This window comes from Promicromonospora sp. NPDC060204, from assembly GCF_042728455.1.
GTDB lineage: Bacteria > Actinomycetota > Actinomycetes > Actinomycetales > Cellulomonadaceae > Promicromonospora.
The window spans coordinates 15,426-36,326 of the sequence record NZ_JBHWZO010000028.1 but is presented as its reverse complement, the minus strand read 5'-3'; the positions used below and the strand labels follow the sequence as shown (position 1 = coordinate 36,326).

The 20,901-nt window shown below is 73.2% G+C and carries 19 protein-coding genes; 4 read left to right on the top strand and 15 right to left on the bottom strand.

The window, feature by feature from the left end; translation table 11 throughout:
• Nucleotides 1-44: 44 nt before the first annotated feature.
• The 9 genes from ACFWEJ_RS06180 to ACFWEJ_RS06140 form a co-directional block, all read right to left on the bottom strand.
• The gene (locus ACFWEJ_RS06180) at nt 45-785 is read right to left on the bottom strand and encodes a phosphoglyceromutase (protein WP_020017958.1); all 741 of its coding nucleotides are present in this window, start codon (nt 783-785) and stop codon (nt 45-47) included.
• Nucleotides 786-840: 55 nt separating this feature from the next.
• Nucleotides 841-2,193, bottom strand: coding sequence for a D-inositol-3-phosphate glycosyltransferase (gene mshA, locus ACFWEJ_RS06175; RefSeq protein ID WP_377228320.1), 1,353 nt, complete (start codon nt 2,191-2,193; stop codon nt 841-843).
• Nucleotides 2,193-3,263 carry a lactonase family protein gene (locus tag ACFWEJ_RS06170; protein ID WP_377228319.1) on the bottom strand — a complete coding sequence of 357 codons (1,071 nt, stop codon included), beginning with the start codon at nt 3,261-3,263 and terminating at the stop codon, nt 2,193-2,195. The genes mshA and ACFWEJ_RS06170 overlap by 1 nt, the downstream gene beginning before the upstream one ends.
• A 112-nt stretch (nt 3,264-3,375) precedes the next feature.
• Nucleotides 3,376-3,705, bottom strand: coding sequence for an Lsr2 family protein (locus ACFWEJ_RS06165; RefSeq protein WP_285105368.1), 330 nt, complete (start codon nt 3,703-3,705; stop codon nt 3,376-3,378).
• A 175-nt stretch (nt 3,706-3,880) separates the two neighbouring features.
• Nucleotides 3,881-4,063, bottom strand: a complete 183-nt coding sequence (locus ACFWEJ_RS06160; protein WP_377228318.1) for a hypothetical protein — start codon at nt 4,061-4,063, stop codon at nt 3,881-3,883.
• 39 nt (nt 4,064-4,102) lie between these two features.
• Nucleotides 4,103-5,656: a lysine--tRNA ligase gene (lysS, locus tag ACFWEJ_RS06155; RefSeq protein ID WP_377228317.1), complete on the bottom strand. Its 1,554-nt coding sequence runs from the start codon at nt 5,654-5,656 to the stop codon at nt 4,103-4,105.
• Nucleotides 5,657-5,734: 78 nt separating this feature from the next.
• Nucleotides 5,735-6,664 carry a carboxylating nicotinate-nucleotide diphosphorylase gene (gene nadC, locus ACFWEJ_RS06150; protein WP_377228316.1) on the bottom strand — a complete coding sequence of 310 codons (930 nt, stop codon included), beginning with the start codon at nt 6,662-6,664 and terminating at the stop codon, nt 5,735-5,737.
• Nucleotides 6,661-7,329, bottom strand: a complete 669-nt coding sequence (locus ACFWEJ_RS06145) for a GntR family transcriptional regulator (protein WP_377228315.1) — start codon at nt 7,327-7,329, stop codon at nt 6,661-6,663. The genes nadC and ACFWEJ_RS06145 overlap by 4 nt, the downstream gene beginning before the upstream one ends.
• Nucleotides 7,330-7,365: 36 nt before the next feature.
• A complete protein-coding gene (locus ACFWEJ_RS06140) occupies nt 7,366-8,886 on the bottom strand; it encodes a hypothetical protein (RefSeq protein ID WP_377228314.1) in 1,521 nt (506 codons plus the stop codon).
• A gap of 220 nt (nt 8,887-9,106) precedes the next feature.
• Here ACFWEJ_RS06140 and ACFWEJ_RS06135 point away from each other — a divergent pair, with 220 nt between their 5' ends.
• The 4 genes from ACFWEJ_RS06135 to ACFWEJ_RS06120 are packed head-to-tail and all read left to right on the top strand — an operon-like array spanning nt 9,107 to nt 14,647.
• Nucleotides 9,107-10,384 carry an NRAMP family divalent metal transporter gene (locus ACFWEJ_RS06135; RefSeq protein ID WP_377228313.1) on the top strand — a complete coding sequence of 426 codons (1,278 nt, stop codon included), beginning with the start codon at nt 9,107-9,109 and terminating at the stop codon, nt 10,382-10,384.
• Between the two features lie 41 nt (nt 10,385-10,425).
• Nucleotides 10,426-11,211: a LamB/YcsF family protein gene (locus ACFWEJ_RS06130; protein ID WP_377228312.1), complete on the top strand. Its 786-nt coding sequence runs from the start codon at nt 10,426-10,428 to the stop codon at nt 11,209-11,211.
• Nucleotides 11,211-12,857 (top strand): carboxyltransferase domain-containing protein, encoded by a 1,647-nt coding sequence (locus ACFWEJ_RS06125; protein WP_377228311.1) that lies wholly within the window; start codon nt 11,211-11,213, stop codon nt 12,855-12,857. Before ACFWEJ_RS06130 ends, ACFWEJ_RS06125 begins: the two co-directional genes overlap by 1 nt.
• Complete coding sequence (locus ACFWEJ_RS06120) at nt 12,854-14,647, top strand: acetyl/propionyl/methylcrotonyl-CoA carboxylase subunit alpha (protein WP_377228310.1); 1,794 nt, start codon at nt 12,854-12,856, stop codon at nt 14,645-14,647. Before ACFWEJ_RS06125 ends, ACFWEJ_RS06120 begins: the two co-directional genes overlap by 4 nt.
• A gap of 46 nt (nt 14,648-14,693) precedes the next feature.
• Here ACFWEJ_RS06120 and ACFWEJ_RS06115 read toward each other — a convergent pair whose 3' ends face one another.
• The 6 genes from ACFWEJ_RS06115 to ACFWEJ_RS06090 are packed head-to-tail and all read right to left on the bottom strand — an operon-like array spanning nt 14,694 to nt 20,874.
• Nucleotides 14,694-16,391: an L-aspartate oxidase gene (locus ACFWEJ_RS06115; protein WP_377228309.1), complete on the bottom strand. Its 1,698-nt coding sequence runs from the start codon at nt 16,389-16,391 to the stop codon at nt 14,694-14,696.
• The gene (gene panD, locus ACFWEJ_RS06110; protein ID WP_020017944.1) at nt 16,388-16,894 is read right to left on the bottom strand and encodes an aspartate 1-decarboxylase; all 507 of its coding nucleotides are present in this window, start codon (nt 16,892-16,894) and stop codon (nt 16,388-16,390) included. The genes ACFWEJ_RS06115 and panD overlap by 4 nt, the downstream gene beginning before the upstream one ends.
• Before the next feature lie 4 nt (nt 16,895-16,898).
• A complete protein-coding gene (gene panC / locus ACFWEJ_RS06105) occupies nt 16,899-17,837 on the bottom strand; it encodes a pantoate--beta-alanine ligase (RefSeq protein ID WP_377228308.1) in 939 nt (312 codons plus the stop codon).
• Entirely contained in the window at nt 17,834-18,808 is a 975-nt protein-coding gene (locus ACFWEJ_RS06100) for a Rossmann-like and DUF2520 domain-containing protein (RefSeq protein WP_377228307.1), read from the bottom strand. The genes panC and ACFWEJ_RS06100 overlap by 4 nt, the downstream gene beginning before the upstream one ends.
• A gap of 3 nt (nt 18,809-18,811) precedes the next feature.
• A complete protein-coding gene (locus tag ACFWEJ_RS06095) occupies nt 18,812-20,380 on the bottom strand; it encodes a PH domain-containing protein (RefSeq protein ID WP_377228306.1) in 1,569 nt (522 codons plus the stop codon).
• Nucleotides 20,381-20,382: 2 nt separating this feature from the next.
• The gene (locus ACFWEJ_RS06090) at nt 20,383-20,874 is read right to left on the bottom strand and encodes a PH domain-containing protein (RefSeq protein ID WP_377228305.1); all 492 of its coding nucleotides are present in this window, start codon (nt 20,872-20,874) and stop codon (nt 20,383-20,385) included.
• Nucleotides 20,875-20,901: the final 27 nt, after the last annotated feature.

Below are 20,901 nucleotides of genomic sequence, written 5' to 3'. Positions count from 1 at the left end.
GCTCAGAAGCGCAAATAGCCAGCACTCAACGGTCTGTTACGGGGTCAGCGGCCCTGGTTGGCTACCGCGGCGATCGCGTCCTTCGCGGCCTCCGGGTCCAGGTACGTGCCGCCCGGCTTCACCGGCGCGAGGGTCTCCTCGTCCAGCTCGTAGACCAGCGGGATGCCCGTCGGGATGTTCAGCCCGGCGATGGCCTCGTCCGAGACGCCGTCGAGGTGCTTGACCAGGGCCCGCAGCGAGTTGCCGTGCGCGGCGACCAGCACGGTCTTGCCGGCCTTGAGGTCGGGGACGATCTCGCTCTCCCAGTACGGCAGGGCGCGGTCGAGCACGAGCTTGAGGGCCTCCGTGCGGACGACGGGGGCGTCCGCGTAGCGCGGGTCCGCGTCCTGGCTGAACTCCGAGCCCAGCTCGATCTCCGGCGGCGGGACGTCGTACGAGCGGCGCCAGAGCATGAACTGCTCCTCGCCGAACTCCTCGAGCGTCTGCTTCTTGTCCTTGCCCTGCAGCGCGCCGTAGTGGCGCTCGTTGAGGCGCCAGCTGCGCTTCACCGGGATCCAGTGGCGGTCGGCGACGTCGAGCGCCAGGTTCGCCGTCATGATGGCGCGGCGCAGCAGCGACGTGTGCAGGACGTCCGGGTTCACCCCGGCCTCCTTGAGGAGCGCGCCACCGCGCTTGGCCTCCTCGACGCCCTTCTCGGAGAGGGCGACATCCACCCAGCCGGTGAACAGGTTCTTGGCGTTCCACTCGCTCTCGCCGTGGCGGAGCAGCACGAGGGTGTAGGTCATGGGCTCCATCCTGCCGCACTTTTCCGGGGCCGATGATGCCGCCCCTCCCGCGGTCTCAGAGCGTGGACGGACCCCGGCCGCAGGCGCGGCGGGCCTCGACGTGGTGCTTGCGGGCCCGCTCGTAGACGTCCAGCATCTCGTCGGCGGCGCGGTCCCAACCGAACCGGGTCGCCGAGTCCCGGGCGCCGACGGCCAGCCGCGCGCGCAGCTCGTCGTCGTCCAGGAGGCTCTTGAGCACCAGGGCCCAGGTCTCTGGCTCGTGGTCGGGCACGAGCACACCGGAGACGCCGTCCTGCACCACCGTGCGCAGGCCGCCCACGGCGGCCGCGACCACCGGCGTGCCCGACGCCTGGGCCTCGGCCGCGACCAGCCCGAACGACTCGCTGTGCGACGGCACGGCCACCAGGTCGGCGGCGCGGAAGTAGTCGGCGAGCGTCTCCTGCGGCACCGGGGGCCGCACCCGCACGTGCGCGGCCACGCCCTCCTGGTAGGCGAGCGCCTCGAGCTCGCGGACGGCCGTGGGCCGCCCGGACGCGCCGCCCAGCACCACGAGCAGCGGCGGCTGCCCGTCACCCTCCGACCAGACCCGCTCCCCCAGCGCCCGGACCAGCACGTCCGGCCCCTTGAGCAGCTGCACCCGGCCCGCGAACAGCACGATCTTGCGGTCCGTCGGCAGCGCGAGCCGCTCGCGCAGCTCGGCCCGCTGCCGGGCGCACGCGACGGGGTCGTCGGCGTCGTGCGGCGGGGCGAACACCCCGAGGTCCACGCCCGGCTGCACCACGCGCACCAGGGCGGGGTCGGCCTGGTAGTCACGCACCAGGTCGGCAGCCTCCTGCTCCGTGTTCGCGACCAGCGCGTCGGACTCGGCGACCACCTGCTCCTCGCCGATGATCCGGCCCTGCGGCTCCGGGGCGTCCCCCGGCGCGAGGGAGGCGTTCTTCACGCGCGCCATGGTGTGCATGGTGTGCACCAGCGGCACGTCCCAGCGCTCCGCAGCGATCCAGCCCACCTGGCCCGAGAGCCAGTAGTGCGTGTGCAGCACGTCGTACCAGCCCTCGGGGCGGTGCGCCTCGGCGCGCAGCACGCCCGCGGCGAAGGCGCACAGCTGCCCCGGCAGGTCGTTCTTGTCCAGCCCCTCGTACGGCCCGGCGGCCACGTGCACCACGCGGACGCCGGGTTCGGCGTCGGTCACCTTGGGCTGGGCCGACGTCGTCGCCCGGGTGTAGATCTCCACCTGCGCGCCCCGGCGGGCCAGCGCCTTCGACAGCTCCAGCACGTACACGTTCATGCCGCCGGCGTCGCCCGTGCCGGGCTGCTCCAGCGGTGACGTGTGCACGGAGACCATCGCGATCCGGAGCGGACGAGGGGCGTCCGGCTCCACGAGACCGGGCGGCAGGCTGTCGCGCATCACGCCTCCAGGACGCACGCGGGCACGGGCAGCTCCAGCCGGTCGGTGATCTCGCCCTGGCCCGACGCGCGGTCGAGCCGGACCGCCACGAGCTCGTCCGTGTTCTGCGCGGCCACGACCAGCAGCTCGCCGTCGGCCAGGACCGCGTGGTGGCGCGGCCAGGCGCCGGCGCCGAGGTCGACGTCGGCGACGTTCTCGATCGTCAGGTGGCCTGCGCGGCCGGACGGCCCCGCTGCGTCGTCCGCCGCGCGCACCCGGAGCACCGCCAGGACGTCCGGGCCCCGGACGCCCACGTGCACGAGGTCGCCGGCGACGGTGATGTGCGAGGGGTACCCGGGGGCGCCGTCGGGCAGGGTGCGGGCGGTGATCGCCACCGAGCCGACGTGCTCCAGGCGGCCCGGGCCCGCGGGGACCAGCACGTGCAGGCGGCAGTCCAGCTCACCGGCGAGCAGGATCGTGCCGTCGGGCAGCTCGACCAGGTGGCGGGGTCCTGTACCGGGCGGCAGGACGGCGGCGATCTCGCCGGCCGCCGGGCCGGAACCGTCCAGCGGGTAGGTGCGCAGCTCGTCGGTGCCGAGGTCGGCCACGAGCACGCGGTCGCCCCACAGGTGCACGAAGTGGGCGTGCGAACCCTCCTGCCGGTCCGTCACCGGACCCGTCCCCTCGTGCGGGAAGGTGCGGGCCTCCCCCGACACCCCGGAGTCGGTCATGGGCACCACGGCGGCGACGCCGTCGCCGTAGTTGGCGACCCAGGCCGCGGACCCGGTCGCGACGACGTGGCACGGGCTCGCACCACCCGAGACGGCCGTGCCCGCGAGGGCGAGCGAGCCGCCGTCCGACACGTGGAACGACGTGAGCAGGCCCGGCTCGGTCTCGCCGACCGCCAGGAGCGTGCGCCCCGACGGGTCGAGCGCGAGGAACGAGGGCGAGGCGACCGGGGCGGCGAGCCCGGCGCCCGCGAACCGTCCGGCCGTGTCGATCTCGGCGCGCCAGACGCCCTCACCGGTACCCGGCTCGGCCCCGGCCTTCGGATAGGTGCCGATCCACAGGGCGGTGGTGGGGTTGCTCATGCGAGCAGCCTAATGACGTCCGACGGGTGCTCCGGCCGGGAAAGCACGGCGCCCCGGCCGCCCCTCGTCGAGGGGTGCCGGGGCGCGATGTGCCGTCGTGAGTACGTCGGCGTCAGCCGTTCGCCTTCGCGTAGGCGTCCTGCACCTCGGCCGAGATGCGCCCACGGTCGCTGACCGTGTAGCCGTTGGCCTTGGCCCATTCACGCACCGCTGCGGTGTCGCTTCCGGAACGGGACCGGCGCGTGGTGGCGGTCCGCGCAACAGCGGACTTCACCTTGCGAGCGTGGCCGACCCACGAAGCGAGCGAATCACGCAGCTGGGCCGCGTGCTCGGCATTGAGGTCGATCTCGTAGGAGACGCCGTCGAGGCCGAAGTTCACGGTCTCGTCGGCGGCACCGCCATCGATGTCGTCTTCGAGAACAAGCTGAACCTTCTGAACCATACGGGTACTTCCCTTCCGCGCCACAAATTCCGGGGTTAGTTCGCGAGCATGCCGCACTCAATATTGACATGTCAATAATGAGCATGTGACACCGATCACGAAAACTTCACCCGGGTTCGTGAAGTGCGCGGATTTGATCCGCGAAGGCCCGTGCGGATAACCTCACCCGCGCGGATCAGTGCGAAGCGGAATTCCTGGTGTTTTCCGTCGTCGCCGTCATGCCCTCGCGATCCATTCGCTCGAGAGCCTCACGCTCGTGACGGTCCGCCCGGAGGATCTTTCGCATCGCAAACCAGAACAACAGGCCGACCCCGACCGAGGGCGTCAGCCCCGCGAGCACCGCAAGCGTCGTATCCATCACAAGATCCTCACATACTCGTCTGCGCGGCCGAAATCCTCAGGCCTGCGGCTTCACCAGCGGGAAAAGGATGGTCTCCCGGATACCCTGGCCCGTCAGGGCCATGAGCAGACGGTCGATGCCCATGCCCATTCCGCCCGAAGGGGGCATCGCGAATTCCATCGCGGTCAGGAAATCCTCGTCGAGCAGCATGGCCTCGTCATCGCCTGCCGCAGCCATCCTGGCCTGCGCCTCGAAGCGCTGGCGCTGGACCACGGGGTCGACCAGCTCGGAATAGCCCGTGGCCAGCTCGAAGCCGCGCACGTACAGGTCCCACTTCTCGACCTGGCCCTTTTCCGAGCGGTGGTCGCGCGTGAGCGGCGACGTCTCGACCGGGAAATCCCGGACGAACGTCGGTGCCGTCAGGTGGTCGCCCACCCGGTGCTCCCAGAGCGTCTCGACGAGCTTTCCGTGATTCAGGATCTTCTTGTTGCCGACCTCGACATCGAGCCGCTCGGCGATCTTCTCGAGCTCCTCGACGGAGGTGTCGGCGGTGATCTCCTCGCCCAGGCTTTCGGAGAGCGTGTCGTACATCCGCAGATTTGCCCATTCCCCGCCCAGGTCGTACTCGGAACCGTCGGGAAGGGTCACCAGCGTGGTACCGAGAACGTCCTGCGCCGCCGTCTGCACCAGATCCTGGGTGAGCGCGCCGATGGTGTTGTAATCGCCGTAGGCCTCGTACGCCTCCAGCATCGCGAACTCCGGCGAGTGCGACGAGTCCGCGCCCTCGTTACGGAAGTTACGGTTGATCTCGAAAACCTTCTCGACGCCGCCGACGACCGCCTTCTTCAGGAAGATCTCCGGCGCGATCCGCAGGAAGAGCTCCAGGTCGTACGCATTCATGTGCGTCGAGAAAGGGCGCGCCGTGGCGCCGGAGGCAATGGTCTGCAGCATGGGCGTCTCGACCTCGAGAAAGCTGCGCCGATAGAAGTTCTCCCGCAGGGAACGCACCACGCCGGAACGCAGGCGCACCATGTCGCGGGCCGCGGGCCGCGCGATGAGGTCCACGTACCGCTGGCGGACCCGCGCCTCCTCCGACAGGTCCTTGTGCAGCACCGGGAGCGGCCGCAGGGACTTGGCCGCCATGCGCCACTCGTCGGCGAAGATGCTCAGCTCGCCCCGCCGCGACGCACCGACGCGGCCGTGCAGGAAGAGGTGGTCGCCCAGGTCGACGTCGGACTTGAAGGCGGCCAGCGCCTCCTCGCCGAGCACGGCCAGGCTCAGCATGCCCTGGAGGCGGTTGCCCTCGCCGTCCTGCAGCGTGACGAAGCACAGCTTGCCGCCGATGCGGATGAACACGACGCGGCCGGCCACGCCGACGACGTCGTCCGTCTCCTGGCCCGCCTCGAGGTGCCCGTACTTCTCGCGGACGTCCGCGATCGTGTCGGTGACCGGAACGCTGACCGGGTAGGCCTCGGTGCCCTGCGCCAGGAGGCGCTCACGCTTCTCGCGCCGGATCCGCAGCTGCTCGGGCAGGTCGTCGGTCGGCGGGGTCGCGGCGTTCTCGGCAGCGGGGTTCTCGGTCGTCACGGAGGCGATTCTATCGGTGCGCATCACCCACCGAGTTCTCTTTATCCGCCCGGTTGGACACACCGGACCGGGCGGATATCCCGGAATCCCGGAGAAAAAGGATCAGGCGCGCAGGTCCAGGGCCAGGTCCAGGATGGGCGCGCTGTGCGTCAGCGCGCCCACCGACAGGAAGTCCACGCCCGTGGCGGCGACGTCCCGCGCCTTGTCGAGCATCAGGTTGCCGGTCGCCTCGAGCTCGACGTGCGCCGGGACGCCGTCCTTCCCCTCCCGCTCCCGGACGGCGGCGACCGTCTCTGCGAGCCGGGCCGGCTCCATGTTGTCGAGCAGCAGGAAGTCCGCACCCGAGGCCAGGGCCTCCAGCGCCTGGGCCGTCGTGTCGGCCTCGACCTGGATCTGGACGTCGGGGAACATCTCGCGGACCGCGCGGATCGCCGCGGCGACCGAGCCGGCCGCGACCACGTGGTTGTCCTTGACCATGGCCACGTCGTACAGGCCCATGCGCTTGTTGGTGCCGCCGCCCGCGCGCACGGCGTACTTCTGCAGGGCGCGCAGGCCCGGCGTCGTCTTGCGGGTGTCGAGCACCTGGGCGCCCGTGCCCTCCAGCTCCCGGGCGAACGCGCGCGTGGCGGTCGCGACGCCGGAGGCACGGCTGGCCAGGTTGAGCAGGGTGCGCTCGGCCACGAGCAGCACCTGGGTGCGGCCCTCCAGACTGGCAAGCACCTGGCCCGCGGCCACGGCGTCGCCGTCCTGCGCGTGGAAGAGGACCTCCGGGGCCGGGAGGCCGAGCCTGGCCGCCACCTGGTCCAGCACCTCTGCGACTGCGACGAGCCCTGCCACCACGCCGTCCTCGCGCGCCACGAGGTCGGCCACCCCCGCGGCCGACGGCGGGATGGTCGCCTGCGAGGTCACGTCCCGGCCCGGGTCGGGACCCAGGTCCTCGTCGAGGGCGACCTCGACCGTGCGGGCGACCCAGGCGGGGTCGAGACCGGGGGTGACCGTGGAGGCGGCGGCGAAGACGGGGAGGGTGCTCACGGGGTCACCGTATCCGGCGGGCGGCCGCTGCCGTCCGCATCGACGAGCGACTGGAGCGCCCGCTGGGAGTCGGTGAGGTACCGGTCCAGGTCGGCCGCCGCACCTTCCGGGTCACCACCCGCAAACCGGCGCAGCAGGCCGGCGTTGCGGTCCACGAAGCCGTCGAAGAACGCACCGTCGTCGCCCAGCAGCCCGAACGACAGGCGCAGCTCCGCCGAGAGGTTCGCGTGGAGCCGGTCGAGACGCGGGCTGCCCGCGAGCGCCACGATCCCCGCGTGGAACCGCATGTTCGCGGCGGCGATGTCGCGCCAGTCCCCGCCGAGGCGGGCAGCGAGGGCCGCGTCGACGGCGTCGCGCATGGCACGGGCCCCCGGGTGCGCCGGATCGCCCGCGGCGAGCGCCGGCACCTCAATGAGCCGCCGGACCCGGTAGATGTCGACGATGTCGGCCAGGGCAGGTCGTGCGACCGCGACGCCGGCATTCGGCCGACGAACCAGGAGGCCCTCGTGGACCAGGATCCGGAAGGCCTCGCGCAGGGTGTTACGCGAGACCTCGAGCGACTCGCTCACCGACTGCTCCGAAAGGCGCTGTCCGGGGGTCAGTCTGCCGGTGACGATGAGCTCGCGGATGGCGTCTGCGCTCCGTTCGGCGCGGTCCGGCTTCACGGGCCCAGTCTATGTAACCCGTGAAGCCGGGCGAGGTCAGTCGACCGTGTCCGCGACAGCGTGCACCAGGTTGGCCCCCTGGGTGACGATCGCGGTGCGCCAGGCGTCGAACGTCGGGTCGGTCACGGCGAAGTCGGTCTCGAAGTGCTGCATGTCCGGGGTGTGGATGTGTCCGGCCGGGATGTCGAGTCCGGCCCGGTCGCGCAGGAGCGTGTTGCGGTAGGCGCTCTCGTTCGAGAGGTAGTTGCCGCCGCCCCCGCTGTAGGAGCAGGAACCCTCGGCCGGCGGCACGGGCGGCGTCGCGGGCGGGTAGGTCACCGGCGGCGGGTTGTTGAAGGTCTCCCGCACGGGTGAGGCGCAGTCGGGGAACTGCGTGTAGTTGGTGTGCCAGACGACGCCGAACGCCTCGGACTCGTCGGGCCAGGTGTCCCCCGGCGGCCGCGGCACGTCCGCGCCGGTGTCGGCCGCGATCATCTCGGCGACCGGCAGGGTCGCCGTGGTCCACTGCGGCGGGTCGGTGAGCCCGTCCCCGCCGCCCCAGCGGTCGACGACCTGGATGTTGCAGCCGCGGTTGTCGATCGCGAGCTGCGGCACGCCGCCCAGGGTGGGGCACGGCGCGGTGCGGTCGTTGCCCAGTGAGACGCCGTGGTACCTGCTGTTCCACTGCTCCAGGTTGAACTGCGCGCCGCCGGCCTGGCTCACGGTGATGGACGCGTCCACCTGTCGGGGTCCGGGCTCCATGAACGGGCCGACGGTGTCCTCCAGGTAGCCCCGCTCGAACTCGGGGTAGCTCACGGGCAACGTGTAGGCCTCGATGTAGGCGGTCCGGCCGTCGTCCGTGCGGTAGGTGGTGCCGTCCAGCGCGAGCGCCGTGGCGCCGGACGGGTTGCCGTGGCGGATGTTGTTGCCGACCGTGCCCGGCGCGGACCCGGTGGTGCCGCCGTCGAGCGTGTAGACGTCGAACCCGCTGACGAGCACGCGCACCTTGTCCCGGCCGCGCGGGAGGTCGATGTCGTCCATGCCGCGGGCGGCCTTCTCGAACGTCTCGACGAGCCCGGTGCGCTCCTCGTCGGTGAGGCCGCCGCGGGGGTCCCACTGGCGGAGGGCGGCCATGCCCTCGACCCGGGTCCAGTACAGCGGGCGGTCGTCGCTCGCGGGCAGGTCGCCGCGCACGGCGCCGTGGCCCTGGGCCCTGCGGACGGCGGCGTCCCAGAGAGCCTGGCCCGAGCGCTGGGCGAGCCGCGTCGCGGCGTCGAGCGTGCGGGTGCGGCACAGGGCCTCGGTGAGCGACGCGGTGTACCCGCCGAACCCGCCGCCCTCGATGATCGTGCGGGCGTAGGTCGCGCCGGCGGCGACGGTGGGGTCGGCGGCGTCGGGCAGGTAGGCGGCGAGGCGGCTCTCCTCGCCCGACAGCGGGATGGTCGGGTCGAGGCAGCCGGCGGCCGGCGGTGCGGCGGCCGGGCCCTCCTGTGCGACGGCCGGTCCGGCCAGTGCGGTGGTGGCGCAGAGCGCGAGGGCGGCAGCGCCCGCTCGCACCCTGGTACGTGGTCTCGGCATGGTGGATCCCTTCTCCCCTGGGAAGTGGTCGCCACCGACGCTAGAGGTTCGTTGAACAATTCGACAGGGCTGCGCCCGTAAACCTCTCGCGTCCTCGGCCGGGCCCCAGCTTTGGAGCCGTGTCATGATCGACAAGATCTCGCAATACGGGTGAAACAACCAATCGAGACCATCCTGACTGTTGAACAATCCGGCTCACCACAACAACCAGGAGGACGTCATGTCCGACACGAGCCACGAGCCCACGACCACATCGGACCGAACCTCGTCGGGCGATACGCCTGTGGACGTCCGGCAGTTCGCCTCGGCCCGACGTCGCTCCCTGCTGGGTGCGCTGTTCCTCATGGCGACCTCGGCCATCGGACCGGGCTTCATCACCCAGACCGCCACGTTCACCCAACAGCTCGGCGCGGCGTTCGCGTTCGGGATCCTGGCCTCGATCCTGCTGGACCTGGCCGTCCAGATGAACGTCTGGCGCATGATCACGCTGACGGGCAAGCGCGCGAGCGTGCTCGCCAACGAGGCGCTGCCGGGCAGCGGCTACCTCCTCGCCGTCCTCATCGTCTTCGGCGGCCTCATCTTCAACATCGGCAACACCGCCGGTGCCGGACTCGGCCTGAACGCGCTGTTCGGCCTGGACCCGCGGATCGGCGGGGCGATCAGCGCCGTCATCGCGATCGCGATCTTCCTGGCCAAGCGCGCGGGGGCCGTCGTCGACCGGGTGGTCGTCGTCGCCGGGCTCGTCATGATCGTGCTCACCGTGATCGTCGCGATCCTCTCGAAGCCGCCCGTGGGCGACGCCCTGCGTCAGACGGTGCTGCCCGACACCATCGACTTCGCCACGATCACGACGATCGTGGGCGGCACCGTGGGCGGCTACATCACCTACGCGGGCGCACACAAGCTGCTCGACTCCGGCACCACCGGCCCCGAGCACATCACCGAGGTCAACCGCGCCGCCGTCAGCGGCATCCTCGTGACCGGGATCATGCGGTACGTGCTGTTCCTGGCCATCCTCGGCGTCGTCGCCTCCGGCGTCGTGCTCGACGTGGCCGGCAACCCCGCCGCCGATGCGTTCTCCGCCGCCGCGGGCGAGACCGGTCTGCGCATCTTCGGCGCCGTGTTCTGGATCGCCGCCATCACGAGCGTCATCGGGTCGGCCTACACGTCCGTCTCGTTCCTGCCCGTGTTCTCCGCCAGGATCACCGGGCGGGTCGCCGACCTGTGGACGGTGGGCTTCATCGTCGTCTCGCTCGCGGTCTACCTGCTGGTGGGTACGGCGCCGGCCACCCTGCTCGTGTTCGTGGGCGGTGTGAACGGCCTCATCCTGCCCATCGGGCTGACCCTGTTCATGTACATCGGCTGGTTCCGCGGCTCGCTCCTCGGCAAGGCCCGGTACCCGCGCTGGCTCCTGGTGGTCGGCACCCTGGCCACCGTGGTCACCTGGTACATGGCGGTCAACGCGGTGGGCCCGATCTTCGACCTGCTGTCCGCCTGAGCCTCCGGACCGGGCCGCCCGCCCCACGAAAGGAACGCACCATGAGCGCCGTCGACCTGAACAGCGACCTCGGCGAGGGATTCGGCCGCTGGAGCCTCGGCGACGACGAACAGATGCTCGGCATCGTCTCCAGCGCCAACATCGCCTGCGGGTTCCACGCCGGTGACCCGGCGTCGATCCGGAGCACCGTACGGTCTGCCGTGGCCCATGGCGTCGCTGTCGGCGCGCACGTGGGCTACCGCGACCTGGCCGGGTTCGGACGGCGGAACATGGACGTGCCCGACGACGAGCTGGAGGCCGACATCGTCTACCAGATCGGTGCGCTGCGTGGCCTGGCCGACGCCGAGGGCGCCGTCGTCACCTACGTGAAGCCGCACGGCGCGCTCTACAACACGGCGGCGGTGGACGAACGGGTCGCCCAGGCCGTCGCCGCAGCCGTCGCCGCCGTCGACCCCCGGCTCGTGCTGCTGGGCCTGCCCGGGAGCGTGGCCCTCGCGGCGGGCGAGGCCGCAGGGCTCACCACCGCCACGGAGGCCTTCGCCGACCGCGCGTACACCCCGGAGGGCCGCCTGGTCTCCCGGCGCGAGCCCGGCGCGGTGCTGCACGACGCCGACGACGTGGCGCGCCGGATGCTCCGCCTCGTCACGGAGGGCGTGGTGACCGCCGTCGACGGCTCCGACGTCGTGGTCCGCGCGGACTCGGTATGCGTGCACGGTGACTCTCCTGGCGCGGTCGCGATGGCCCGCCGGATCCGCGAGGTGTTCGACGCCGAAGGAATCGAGCTAGCCGCCTTCGCCCCGTCGGCGGGCACCGGCACACCGGCATGATGCGCGTGCTGACCGCCCGGGACGACGCACTCCTGGTCGAGCTCGACGACCTTGACCAGGCAGTCGCGCTGTACGAGTCTCTGCTGGCCGACCCGGTTCGCGGCGTCGGGACACCCGTGCCCGGGGCGCGGACCCTGCTTGTGCCGTTCCGCCAGTCGGCGATCACGGCACGGGACCTGGCCGCCGAGCTGCGGACGCGGCCGTTGGAGCGCGGCACCCGGAGTGCGGCCCGCACGGTCGAGATCCCCGTGCTGTACGACGGCGCGGATCTCGCCGAGGCCGCCGCGCTGCTCGGATGGAGCACCGACGAGCTGGTCCGGCGGCACTCGGCGGCGGCCTGGACCGTGGGCTTTGTCGGCTTCGCGCCGGGGTTCGCCTACCTGACCAGCGACGACCCTGAGCTGGTGGTCCCGCGACGGACGACTCCGCGCACCCAGGTGCCCGCAGGGTCGGTGGCCCTCGCCGGCCCGTACAGCGGCGTCTACCCGCGTCAAAGCCCGGGGGGCTGGCAGCTGCTGGGCCGCACCGACGCACCGGTCTGGGACGTGACCCGCGAGCGCCCGGCGCTGATGCTCCCGGGCGACGCGGTCCGCTTCACACCGACCGACACCCTGTCCGACCAGGCCGCATCTCCGACTACGACCGGTGTTGACCACAGCAGTTGCTGCCACAGCGGCCCGACTGCCGGCAGCAACCGCTGTGGTCAACACCTCGGGCTCGAGGTCGTGAGCCCCGGGGTACAGGCAGTCGTGCAGGATCTCGGGCGGGCCGGGTCCGAGGGGGCCGGGGTCTCGGCGTCGGGCGCGCTGGACCGGCCGAGCCTGCGTGCTGCCAATCGAGCCGTCGGCAACCCCGCGGACGCCGCCGTCGTGGAGTCGGTGGGCGGGCTGCGGCTGCGTGCCCATGGCCCGCAGGTGCTCGCGGTGACCGGCGCGGTGGGTGACGTCCTGGTGCTGCCGGTGAGCCCCGGGTCAGCAGGTCGCCGGCCCCGACGCGGCGAGCCGTTCGCCCTGGACGACGGCGACGAGCTCCGGCTCACCGCGCCCACCCGCGGCGTGCGAGCCTACGTCGCCGTGCGCGGCGGGATCGATGTCCCGCCGGTGCTCGGCAGCCGGGCCACCGACGTGCTGGCCGGGCTGGGTCCCGATCCGCTCGGCGCGGGCGACGTGCTGCCGGTGGTTGCGCCGGACCGTGGCCTGCCCGCTGCCGCGTCACCGCTCCCGCGAGTACCGGGCGGGACGGGAACGGCGGACGATCTACCGGCACCTGGTGAGACCACGGTGCTGACCATCGTGCTCGGCCCGCGCGACGACTGGTTCGAGACCGCGGCGATCGACCTGCTGACCGGGCAGGACTGGCTCGTGACACCCCGCTCCAACCGGATCGGGCTGCGCCTGGCCGGCGAGCCGCTCACCCGGCTACCGAAGCGGCGGGACACCGAGCTGCCGAGCGAGGGCTGCGTCACCGGTGCGATCCAGGTGCCGCCGGACGGTCTACCCGTCCTCTTCCTGGCCGACCACCCACTGACCGGCGGATATCCCGTGGTCGGGGCCGTCACCGCCGACCACGTCCCGCTCGCCGGGCAGCTACCCGCGGGCGCTCGTGTGCGCTTCGCGATCCGGAACCAGCCAGGAGGCACCTCATGATCCGCACCGTCCTCGTCGCCAACCGAGGCGAGATCGCGGTCCGGGTGATCCGCGCCTGCGCCGACCTGGGCATCCGGTCCGTGGCCGTCTACGCCGACGGAGACGCGGACGCCGTGCACGTACGTCTCGCCGACGAGGCATGGGCCCTGGACGGGCGCACCGCCGCCGAGACGTACCTGGCCGTGGACAAGCTGCTCGACGTCGCACGCCGCTCCGGCGCGGATGCCGTCCACCCCGGGTACGGGTTCCTGTCCGAGCGGGCGGCCGCGGCCCGGGCGGTCGAGGAGGCGGGGCTGGTCTGGGCGGGGCCGTCCTCGGGCACCATCGAGCTGCTCGGCGACAAGATCGCGGCCCGCGACCTCGCCCGGAAGGTCGGCGCACCGCTCGTCCCGGGCTCGGACGGCCCGGTGGCCGACGCCGCGTCCGCGCTGGCGTTCGCCGAGGAGCACGGGCTGCCGCTGGCGATCAAGGCGGCGCACGGCGGCGGCGGGCGGGGCATGCGGGTCGCCCGCACCCTGGAGGAGGTGCCCGAGCTGTTCGAGGCAGCGCGGCGTGAGGCCGAGGCGGCGTTCGGGCGCGGCGAGTGCTTCGTCGAACGGTTCCTGGACCGCCCCCGGCACGTGGAGGCCCAGGTCATCGCGGACGACCACGGGCACGTGGTGGTGGCGGGCACCCGTGACTGCTCCCTGCAGCGCCGCAACCAGAAGCTGGTGGAGGAGGCACCCGCGCCGTACCTGGACGACGCCGTGCGCACACGGGTGCACGAGTCGGCGCGCGACCTCTGCGCCGCCGCCGGGTACCGGAGCGCCGGGACGGTGGAGTTCCTGCTCGGGGCGGACGGCACGCTCTCGTTCCTGGAGGTGAACACCCGGCTCCAGGTGGAGCACCCGGTGACCGAGGAGACCACGGGGCTGGACCTCGTGGCCGAGCAGCTCCGCGTCGCGAGCGGCCTCCCTCTCTCCGTGACCGAGGACCCAACACCGAGCGGACACGCGATCGAGCTGCGGCTCAACGCCGAGGACCCGGCGCGCGGCTTCCTGCCCGGCCCGGGGCGCATCGAACAATTCGTCGCACCGGCCGGCCCCGGTGTCCGGGTGGACGCCGGAGTCGAATCGGGGTCGGTGATCCCCGGCGAGTTCGACTCGTTGTTCGCGAAGGTGATCGTGTGGGGGCCGACCCGTGAGGCGGCGCTCGCCCGGGCTCACCGAGCCGTGTCCGAGACCGTGGTGGAGGGGGTGCCGACCGTGCTTCCGTTCCACCGCGCGGTGCTGACGGACCCCGCGTTCACCGGGGCAGGAGAGCGTGGCTTCGCCGTCCACACCCAGTGGATAGAGACGGAGCTGCTCTCGTCGATCGACCCGCAGTCGCTCGCCGCACCAGTCGCCGAGCCGGGGGTCGTCGAGACCTGGGTCGAGATCGACGGCCGGCGGCACCGGGTACGGACCCCGGGCGGAGCGGGTCTCGTGCTACCGGGACAGGGCGCGGGCGGAACTGCGGACAGCGGCGGCACGGCGGGTGCCGGCGGCGCGGACTACAGCGCCGCGGACGACGGGCGAGAGCCGCTGTTCGCGGCTATGAGCGGCACCCTCCTGCGCTGGCTGGTGGCCGACGGCGAGCGGGTCACCGACGGCCAGCCGGTCGCCGTCGTCGAGGCCATGAAGATGGAGTCCCAGCTCGTGGCCGAGGCCGCGGGGGTGCTGCACCAGGAGGCCACGGAGGGCGCGCAGGTCACGCCGGCAACCCCGATAGCTCACATCAGCACTGACCTGAGTTCAGCAGGCCACAGCTGACCATTACCTGCGCGGAAACGGTCGGCTACGGCCTGCTGAACGAGAGTCAGTCCCTGCTGGGAAGCTGCGAGGGGGACGCGGTCAGCACCCCGTCGTCGTCCAGCCGCACCCGCACCCGGCGCCGCCAGGCGTCGTCCGGCCGCGGGAAGTCCGTGCGGTAGTGGCCGCCGCGGGTCTCCTCGCGCAGCCACGCCGCCCGGGTCAGCGCGCGGGCGACCATGTGCACGTTGGTGGTCTCCCACTCCGCGGCCTGGGGCTCGGCCACGACGTCGGCCGCCCGGTGCGCGTCGGCGCGCACGGCGCCGAGCCGTTCGTCGACCTCGGCCAGGGACCGGGCCGACCGGATCACGCCCGCCCCGGCGGACGCGACCTTCTGGATCCGGGACCGGGCCGCGGCCGCGACGAGCGCCGAACCGCCCGGCCGTTCGAGCGGCTCGTCCTGCTTCAGCTCGCCCGCGTCGGACCGCGCCACGATGTCCCGCGCCGCGCGCGAGGCGAACACGATGCCCTCGAGCAGCGAGTTCGACGCGAGCCGGTTGGCCCCGTGCACACCGGTGCACGCGACCTCGCCGACCGCGTACAGCCCGTCCACCGAGGACCGCCCGTCGAGGTCGGTCACCACGCCGCCCGAGTGGTAGTGCTGGGCGGGCGCCACGGGCACCGGCTCCTCGGACCAGTCGATGCCGGCCTGCAGCAGCCGCGCGTTGATCGTGGGGAACCGCGTGCGCAGGAACTCCCGGCCGAGGTGGCGGGCGTCGAGCAGCACGTTGTCGGCGCCGGTGGCGGCCATCTGCCGCACGATCGCGTGCGCGACGACGTCCCGCGGCGCCAGCTCGGCCATCTCGTGCACGCCCGGCATGAAGCGGTGCCCGTTGACGTCGAGCAGCAGCGCGCCCTCGCCGCGCACGGCCTCCGAGATGAGCGGGAGCTGCCCCTTGGCGCCCGAGCCGAGCCACAGGACCGTCGGGTGGAACTGCACGAACTCCAGGTCGCCCAGCACCGCACCCGCCCTCAGGGCGGCGGCGATCCCGTCGCCGGTCGCGCCCGCCGGGTTGGTGGAGGACCGGAACACCTGCCCGATCCCACCGGTCGCCAGCACGACGGCGGGGGCCAGGACGGCGCCGACGCCGTCGCGCGAGCCCGTGCCCCGCACGTGCAGGGTCACGCCGCAGGCGCGCCCGCCCGCCGTGGTCAGCACGTCCAGCACGAGCGCGTTCTCGACCACCTCGATGCCCGGGTCGTGCCGCACGGCCTCGATCTGCGCGACCAGCGCGCGGGAGATCTCCGCGCCCGTGGCGTCGCCGCCGGCGTGCGCGATGCGGTCGGCGTGGTGGCCGCCCTCGCGCCCCAGGGCGATGTCGCCGTCGGCCGACTTGTCGAAGACGGCGCCGCGCGCCACGAGCTCGCGGACCCGCTCGGGGCCCTCGGTGACCAGCACCTGCACGGCAGCCGGGTCGGACAGGCCGCCACCGGCGGCGAGCGTGTCCGCCAGGTGCGCCTCGGGCGAGTCCGACGGGTCGAGCGCCGCGGCGATGCCGCCCTGCGCCCACACGGTCGAGCCGGAGGACAGCTCGCCCTTGGTCACCAGCACCACGCGCGGCACGCGCGTGCGCAGCTCCAGCGCCGCCGTCAGGCCCGCGATCCCCGAGCCGACGACGATGGCGTCGGCCTCGACGGTCCAGCCGGGCGCGGGAGCCGCGAGGGACCGCGCCAGCCGCGGCCCCGGTCCGGGCGTGGTGCTCACGCCCGGCCCGACGCCGTGCGCACCAGGCCTGCGTGCTGGAACGGCTCGATCGGCAGGCCGCTCTCCTCCAGCCCGTAGCCGTCGGGCACGTGCCCGGGCTCGTCGTTGATCTCGACGATGCGGTTGTCCCCGTCGACGAACACGACGTGCGGCAGGAACGTGCGCGCGTCGTGGTCCGAGAGCATGCCGTAGCCGATGAGGATGACGACGTCGCCCGGGCTGACCAGGTGGGCGGCCGCGCCGTTGATGCAGATCTGGCCGGAGCCGGGCTCGCCGGGGATCACGTAGGTGGTCAGCCGGGCGCCGTTGGTCACGTCGACCACGTCGACCTGCTGGCCGGGCACGAGGTCGGCGGCGTCGAGCAGGTCGGCGTCCACGGTGATGGAACCGACGTAGTGCAGGTCCGCCTGCGTCACGGTGGCGCGGTGGATCTTGGAGATCATCATCGGCCGCTGCAGCGAGGCGGGGCGGCCGACGGGCGGACGGTGCTCGGTGGTGCTCATGGTGTTACCTCTGGACCTCGGGCGGGACCTCGACGGCCTGGTTGTCGATCAGTCGGGTGGAACCCACCCGTGCGGCCACGAGCAGCAGCGCGGGGCCGGAGAAGTCGTCGGTGACCGCGTCCACGGTCACCGGATCGACGAGCGCCAGGTAGTCGACCACGACGCCGTCGGCGCCGTCCAGCACTTCGCGCGCGTCGTTGATCACACCCGGGGCCCCGCGGTCCGCGGCCGCCGCCCCCGCCCGCAGCGCGCGCGACAGCGCCAGGGCCTGCTCGCGCTCCTCCGGCGAGAGGTAGGCGTTGCGCGAGGACAGGGCCAGGCCGTCGCCCTCGCGCACGGTCGGCACGCCCACCACCTCGACCGGCACCTCCAGGTCGCGCACCATGCGGCGCACGGCCAGGAGCTGCTGGGCGTCCTTCTCGCCGAACAGCGCGATGTCGGGCCGCACCAGGTGCATCAGCTTGAGCACCACGGTGAGCACGCCGTCCAGGTGCCCGGGGCGGGACGCGCCCTCCAGCACCTCCCCGATCCGCCCGGCGGACACCCGCACCACGGGGTCGCCGTCCGGGTAGACGACGTCGGGCGTGGGCGCGAAGACGACGTCGGCCCCGACGCCGGCCAGCTTCGCGACGTCGCCGTCCAGGTCGCGCGGGTACTTCTCCAGGTCCTCGCCCGTCCCAAACTGGAGCGGGTTGACGAAGATGGTGACGACCACCTGGCCGTTCGGCCCGGCCTCCGTGCGCGCCCGGCGCACGAGCTCCAGGTGGCCCTCGTGGAGCGCGCCCATGGTCATGACGACGGCGCGCTGCCCCGGACCGGCGTCGGCACCCTCCACTGATCCGGTGAGGGCCCAGCGCATCTGCGCGTCCTGCAGCTCGGGGCGGGTGCGGACCACGAGCGGCGTGCGCTGCGCGGTCCCCGCACCGGACGGGGTCGTGGTCATGATGTCTTCCTTCCGGCGTGCGACTCCCCGCTGGCGCCGTCCAGCGCGTCCAGCAGGGCCTGTGCGGCGGTGTCGCCGATGCGGTGGCTCGCCAGCGCGCGGCGCGTGGCCCCGCGGGCGAGCTCGGTGTAGCTGTCGGGGATGTCGGTGGCGCCGCTGGCGGCGGCCAGCGCGCTCAGCTCGGTCAGGTGGCTGCGCACGGTGCCGACGTCGCCCCGGGAGACCGGTCCGGTGAGCGCGGAGATGGCGCCCGGACCGACTCCGTCGCGCGCGTCCGCCGACCGCGTGGCCTGCTCCAGGGCCGCCGACAGCAGCGGCGCGAGCACCCGCCCCGGCAGCTCGACGCCGGCTGCCTCCAGCGCCTGCGCGGCCTGCGCGACGAGCACCACGAGGTGGTTCGCGCCGTGCGCGAGGGCCGCGTGGTACAGCGGGCGCGCCTGCTCGTCCACGACCACGGGCTCGCCGCCGATCTCGACCACGAGCGCCTGCCCGATGGGCAGCACGGGCGCGGGCGCGGTCACCGCGAACGTGCAGCCCTCCAGGCGCGCCAGGTCCAGGCTGGTCCCGGTGAACGTCATGGCGGGGTGGATCGCGAGCGGGATCGCGCCGCCCAGCCGGGCGGGCTCCAGGACACCGGTCCCGTAGCGGCCCGACGTGTGGATCGCGAGCTGGCCCGGCTGCCAGGCGCCGGTGTCGGCGAGGCCGGAGACCAGGGGGCCCAGGGCGTCGTCGGGCACCGCGAGCAGGACCAGCTCGGCCCGCTCCACGACGTCGGGCACCTCGAGGTTGGGGACGCCGGGCAGGAGCGTCTCGATGCGCTCCCGGGAGTCCTCCGAGATGCCGCTCGCGCCGACCACGGCGTGTCCCGCGGCCCGCAGCGCGTTGGCGAGCACCGCGCCCACGCGCCCCGCGCCCACCACACCGACGCCCAGCCTGCCGGGCCGGCGGCCCGCCTCGTCGGGGTCACTCAACGGTCACTCCCCCTGTCGTTCCATCCATCGTTCGGGGCCCGCCGCCGCACGCGCGGTGCGCGCACGCCGGGCCTGCTCGGTCATCAGCAGCGCCGCGTCGGCGGCCTCGAGATGCGGCACCTCGGGGTGCACCGGGCCCTCCGTGGAGTGCACCTGGAACGACGCCACGCCCAGCCGGCGCTGCCACGGCCCCTGGCTCACGGCCAGGGACTGCGTCCGCTCGTGCGGTACGACGTCCAGCACCTTCACCACGCGGCCCCGGCGCAGCAGCAGCGCGCGGCCGGTCACGGTGAACCCGTTGCGGCGCCACGCCACCGGGTCCAGTATGCGGGTCCGCCGGGGCGCCGTGACGTAGGCGCTCTCCGTGCGGGAGTCGCCGTCCAGGCCCGCGTCCAGGACGCGGCGCGGCTCGTCGACGCCGAGGTCGGGCAGCACGAGGGAGAGCACGGTCAGCGCCTCCTCGCGGGTGCCGACCGGGAGCAGCACGCTGTTCTTCTCCTCGCTCTCGCCGCCGTATCCGGCCACGTTCACCTGCACGCGCCACCAGTCGCGGTCCCGCCACAGCAGGCTCTGCACCAGGCGGACGGCCTGCACGCGGCCGGGCGGGATGGTCTGGGAACGGGTCTCGAGCATGCCGTGCCGCAGCCGGACGCCGTCGGGCGAGATGGCCACCCGGAAGTCGAACTCGCCGGTCAGCCGGTTGAACAGGTACCCGCCCGCGCCCAGCACGGCGGGCAGCGAGGCGGAGATGACGGCGAACTCGCCCGTGACGATCATGACCACCACCACGCCGAGCGCCCACAGGAGCAGCGTGATCATCGCCCCCGAGCGCACCACCGAGGCGATGAGCCGGCCCAGAGGCACGGTCAGGACGGGCACCTGGGGCGCCTCGAGGCTGGCGGCGGGCACGGGCTGCGGCGCGTCCTGGACCGGGCCGCCCGCGTCCTGGGGCTCCGTCCCCTCCGGGACGGGAGCGGTCACCGCGTCCGACGGCGCCGGGGCGGCGTCGGCCACGTGCCGCGTGCCGCCCACCTTGAGGCCGGCGGCGCGGGCGAGGAGCTCGGCGCGCAGCTCGTCGGCGTCGGCGCCCTTGAGGAACCCGATGGCCACGCCGGAGTCCGTGCCGCCCGCCGTCTCCAGGGTGAGCTCGCACAGCCCGAAGAACCGGGCCACGAGCGGCTGCCGGATGTCCACCGACTGCAGGCGGTCCAGCCGGGCGTGCCGCTGCTGCCGGAACAGGATGCCGCGCCGCAGGTGCACGGTCTGCTCGCCGACGGCGAACGTCGTCATGCGCCAGGCCAGCGCCGAGTAGCCCCAGCCCACGAGGGCCACGGCCGCCAGGGCGGCCAGCAGCGTCCACCAGTACTCGCTGGACACCAGGGCGAGGAGGCCGCCGCGCGGCCCGCCCTCGAGGCTCTGCTGCCCCAGGATCACGACGGCCGCGCCGACCACCGCCCAGCCCCGCACCAGCGGGGTGATCGGGTGCACACGCCGCCATTCCAGCGTCTCGGGCGAGTCCGGTCCGAGGCCGTCGAAGGCGGAGCGCGCCGGGTCGACGTCGTGCTCGGGCATGCTCACAGCCCCGCCAGCCGGGCCTCGCCACGGGACGCCAGGCGGTCGCGCAGGCGTGCCGCCTCGTCCGGGGGCAGGCCCGGGATCTGGGCGTCCGTGCCGACGGACGCCGTGTGGAGCTGCACCTTGGCCAGGCCCAGCCTGCGGTCGAGCGGCCCCGCCTCGACGTCCACGTACTGCATGCGGCCGTAGGGCACCACGACCATCGAGCGGAACATGACGCCCTTGCGGATGAGCAGGTCGTCGTCGCGCTCGGCGTACCCGATCGCCCGGACCTGGCGCGGGACCAGGAGGAACGACCACAGCAGGAAGACGGCCGGGACCCCGGCGAGGATCCAGAACCAGGGGCTCACGGTGACCGCGAGCACCACGCCCACGACCAGCGGGATCCCGAGGCTGATGGTGCCCGGGACGAGGCGGGCCGTCACGAGCCGCGGGGACACGCGGTTCCAGGTCACGTCGTGCGGTTCGAATGGGCTGGTCATGTTGGCCATTGTTCCGCAGACCCGTGCCGGTGGGTA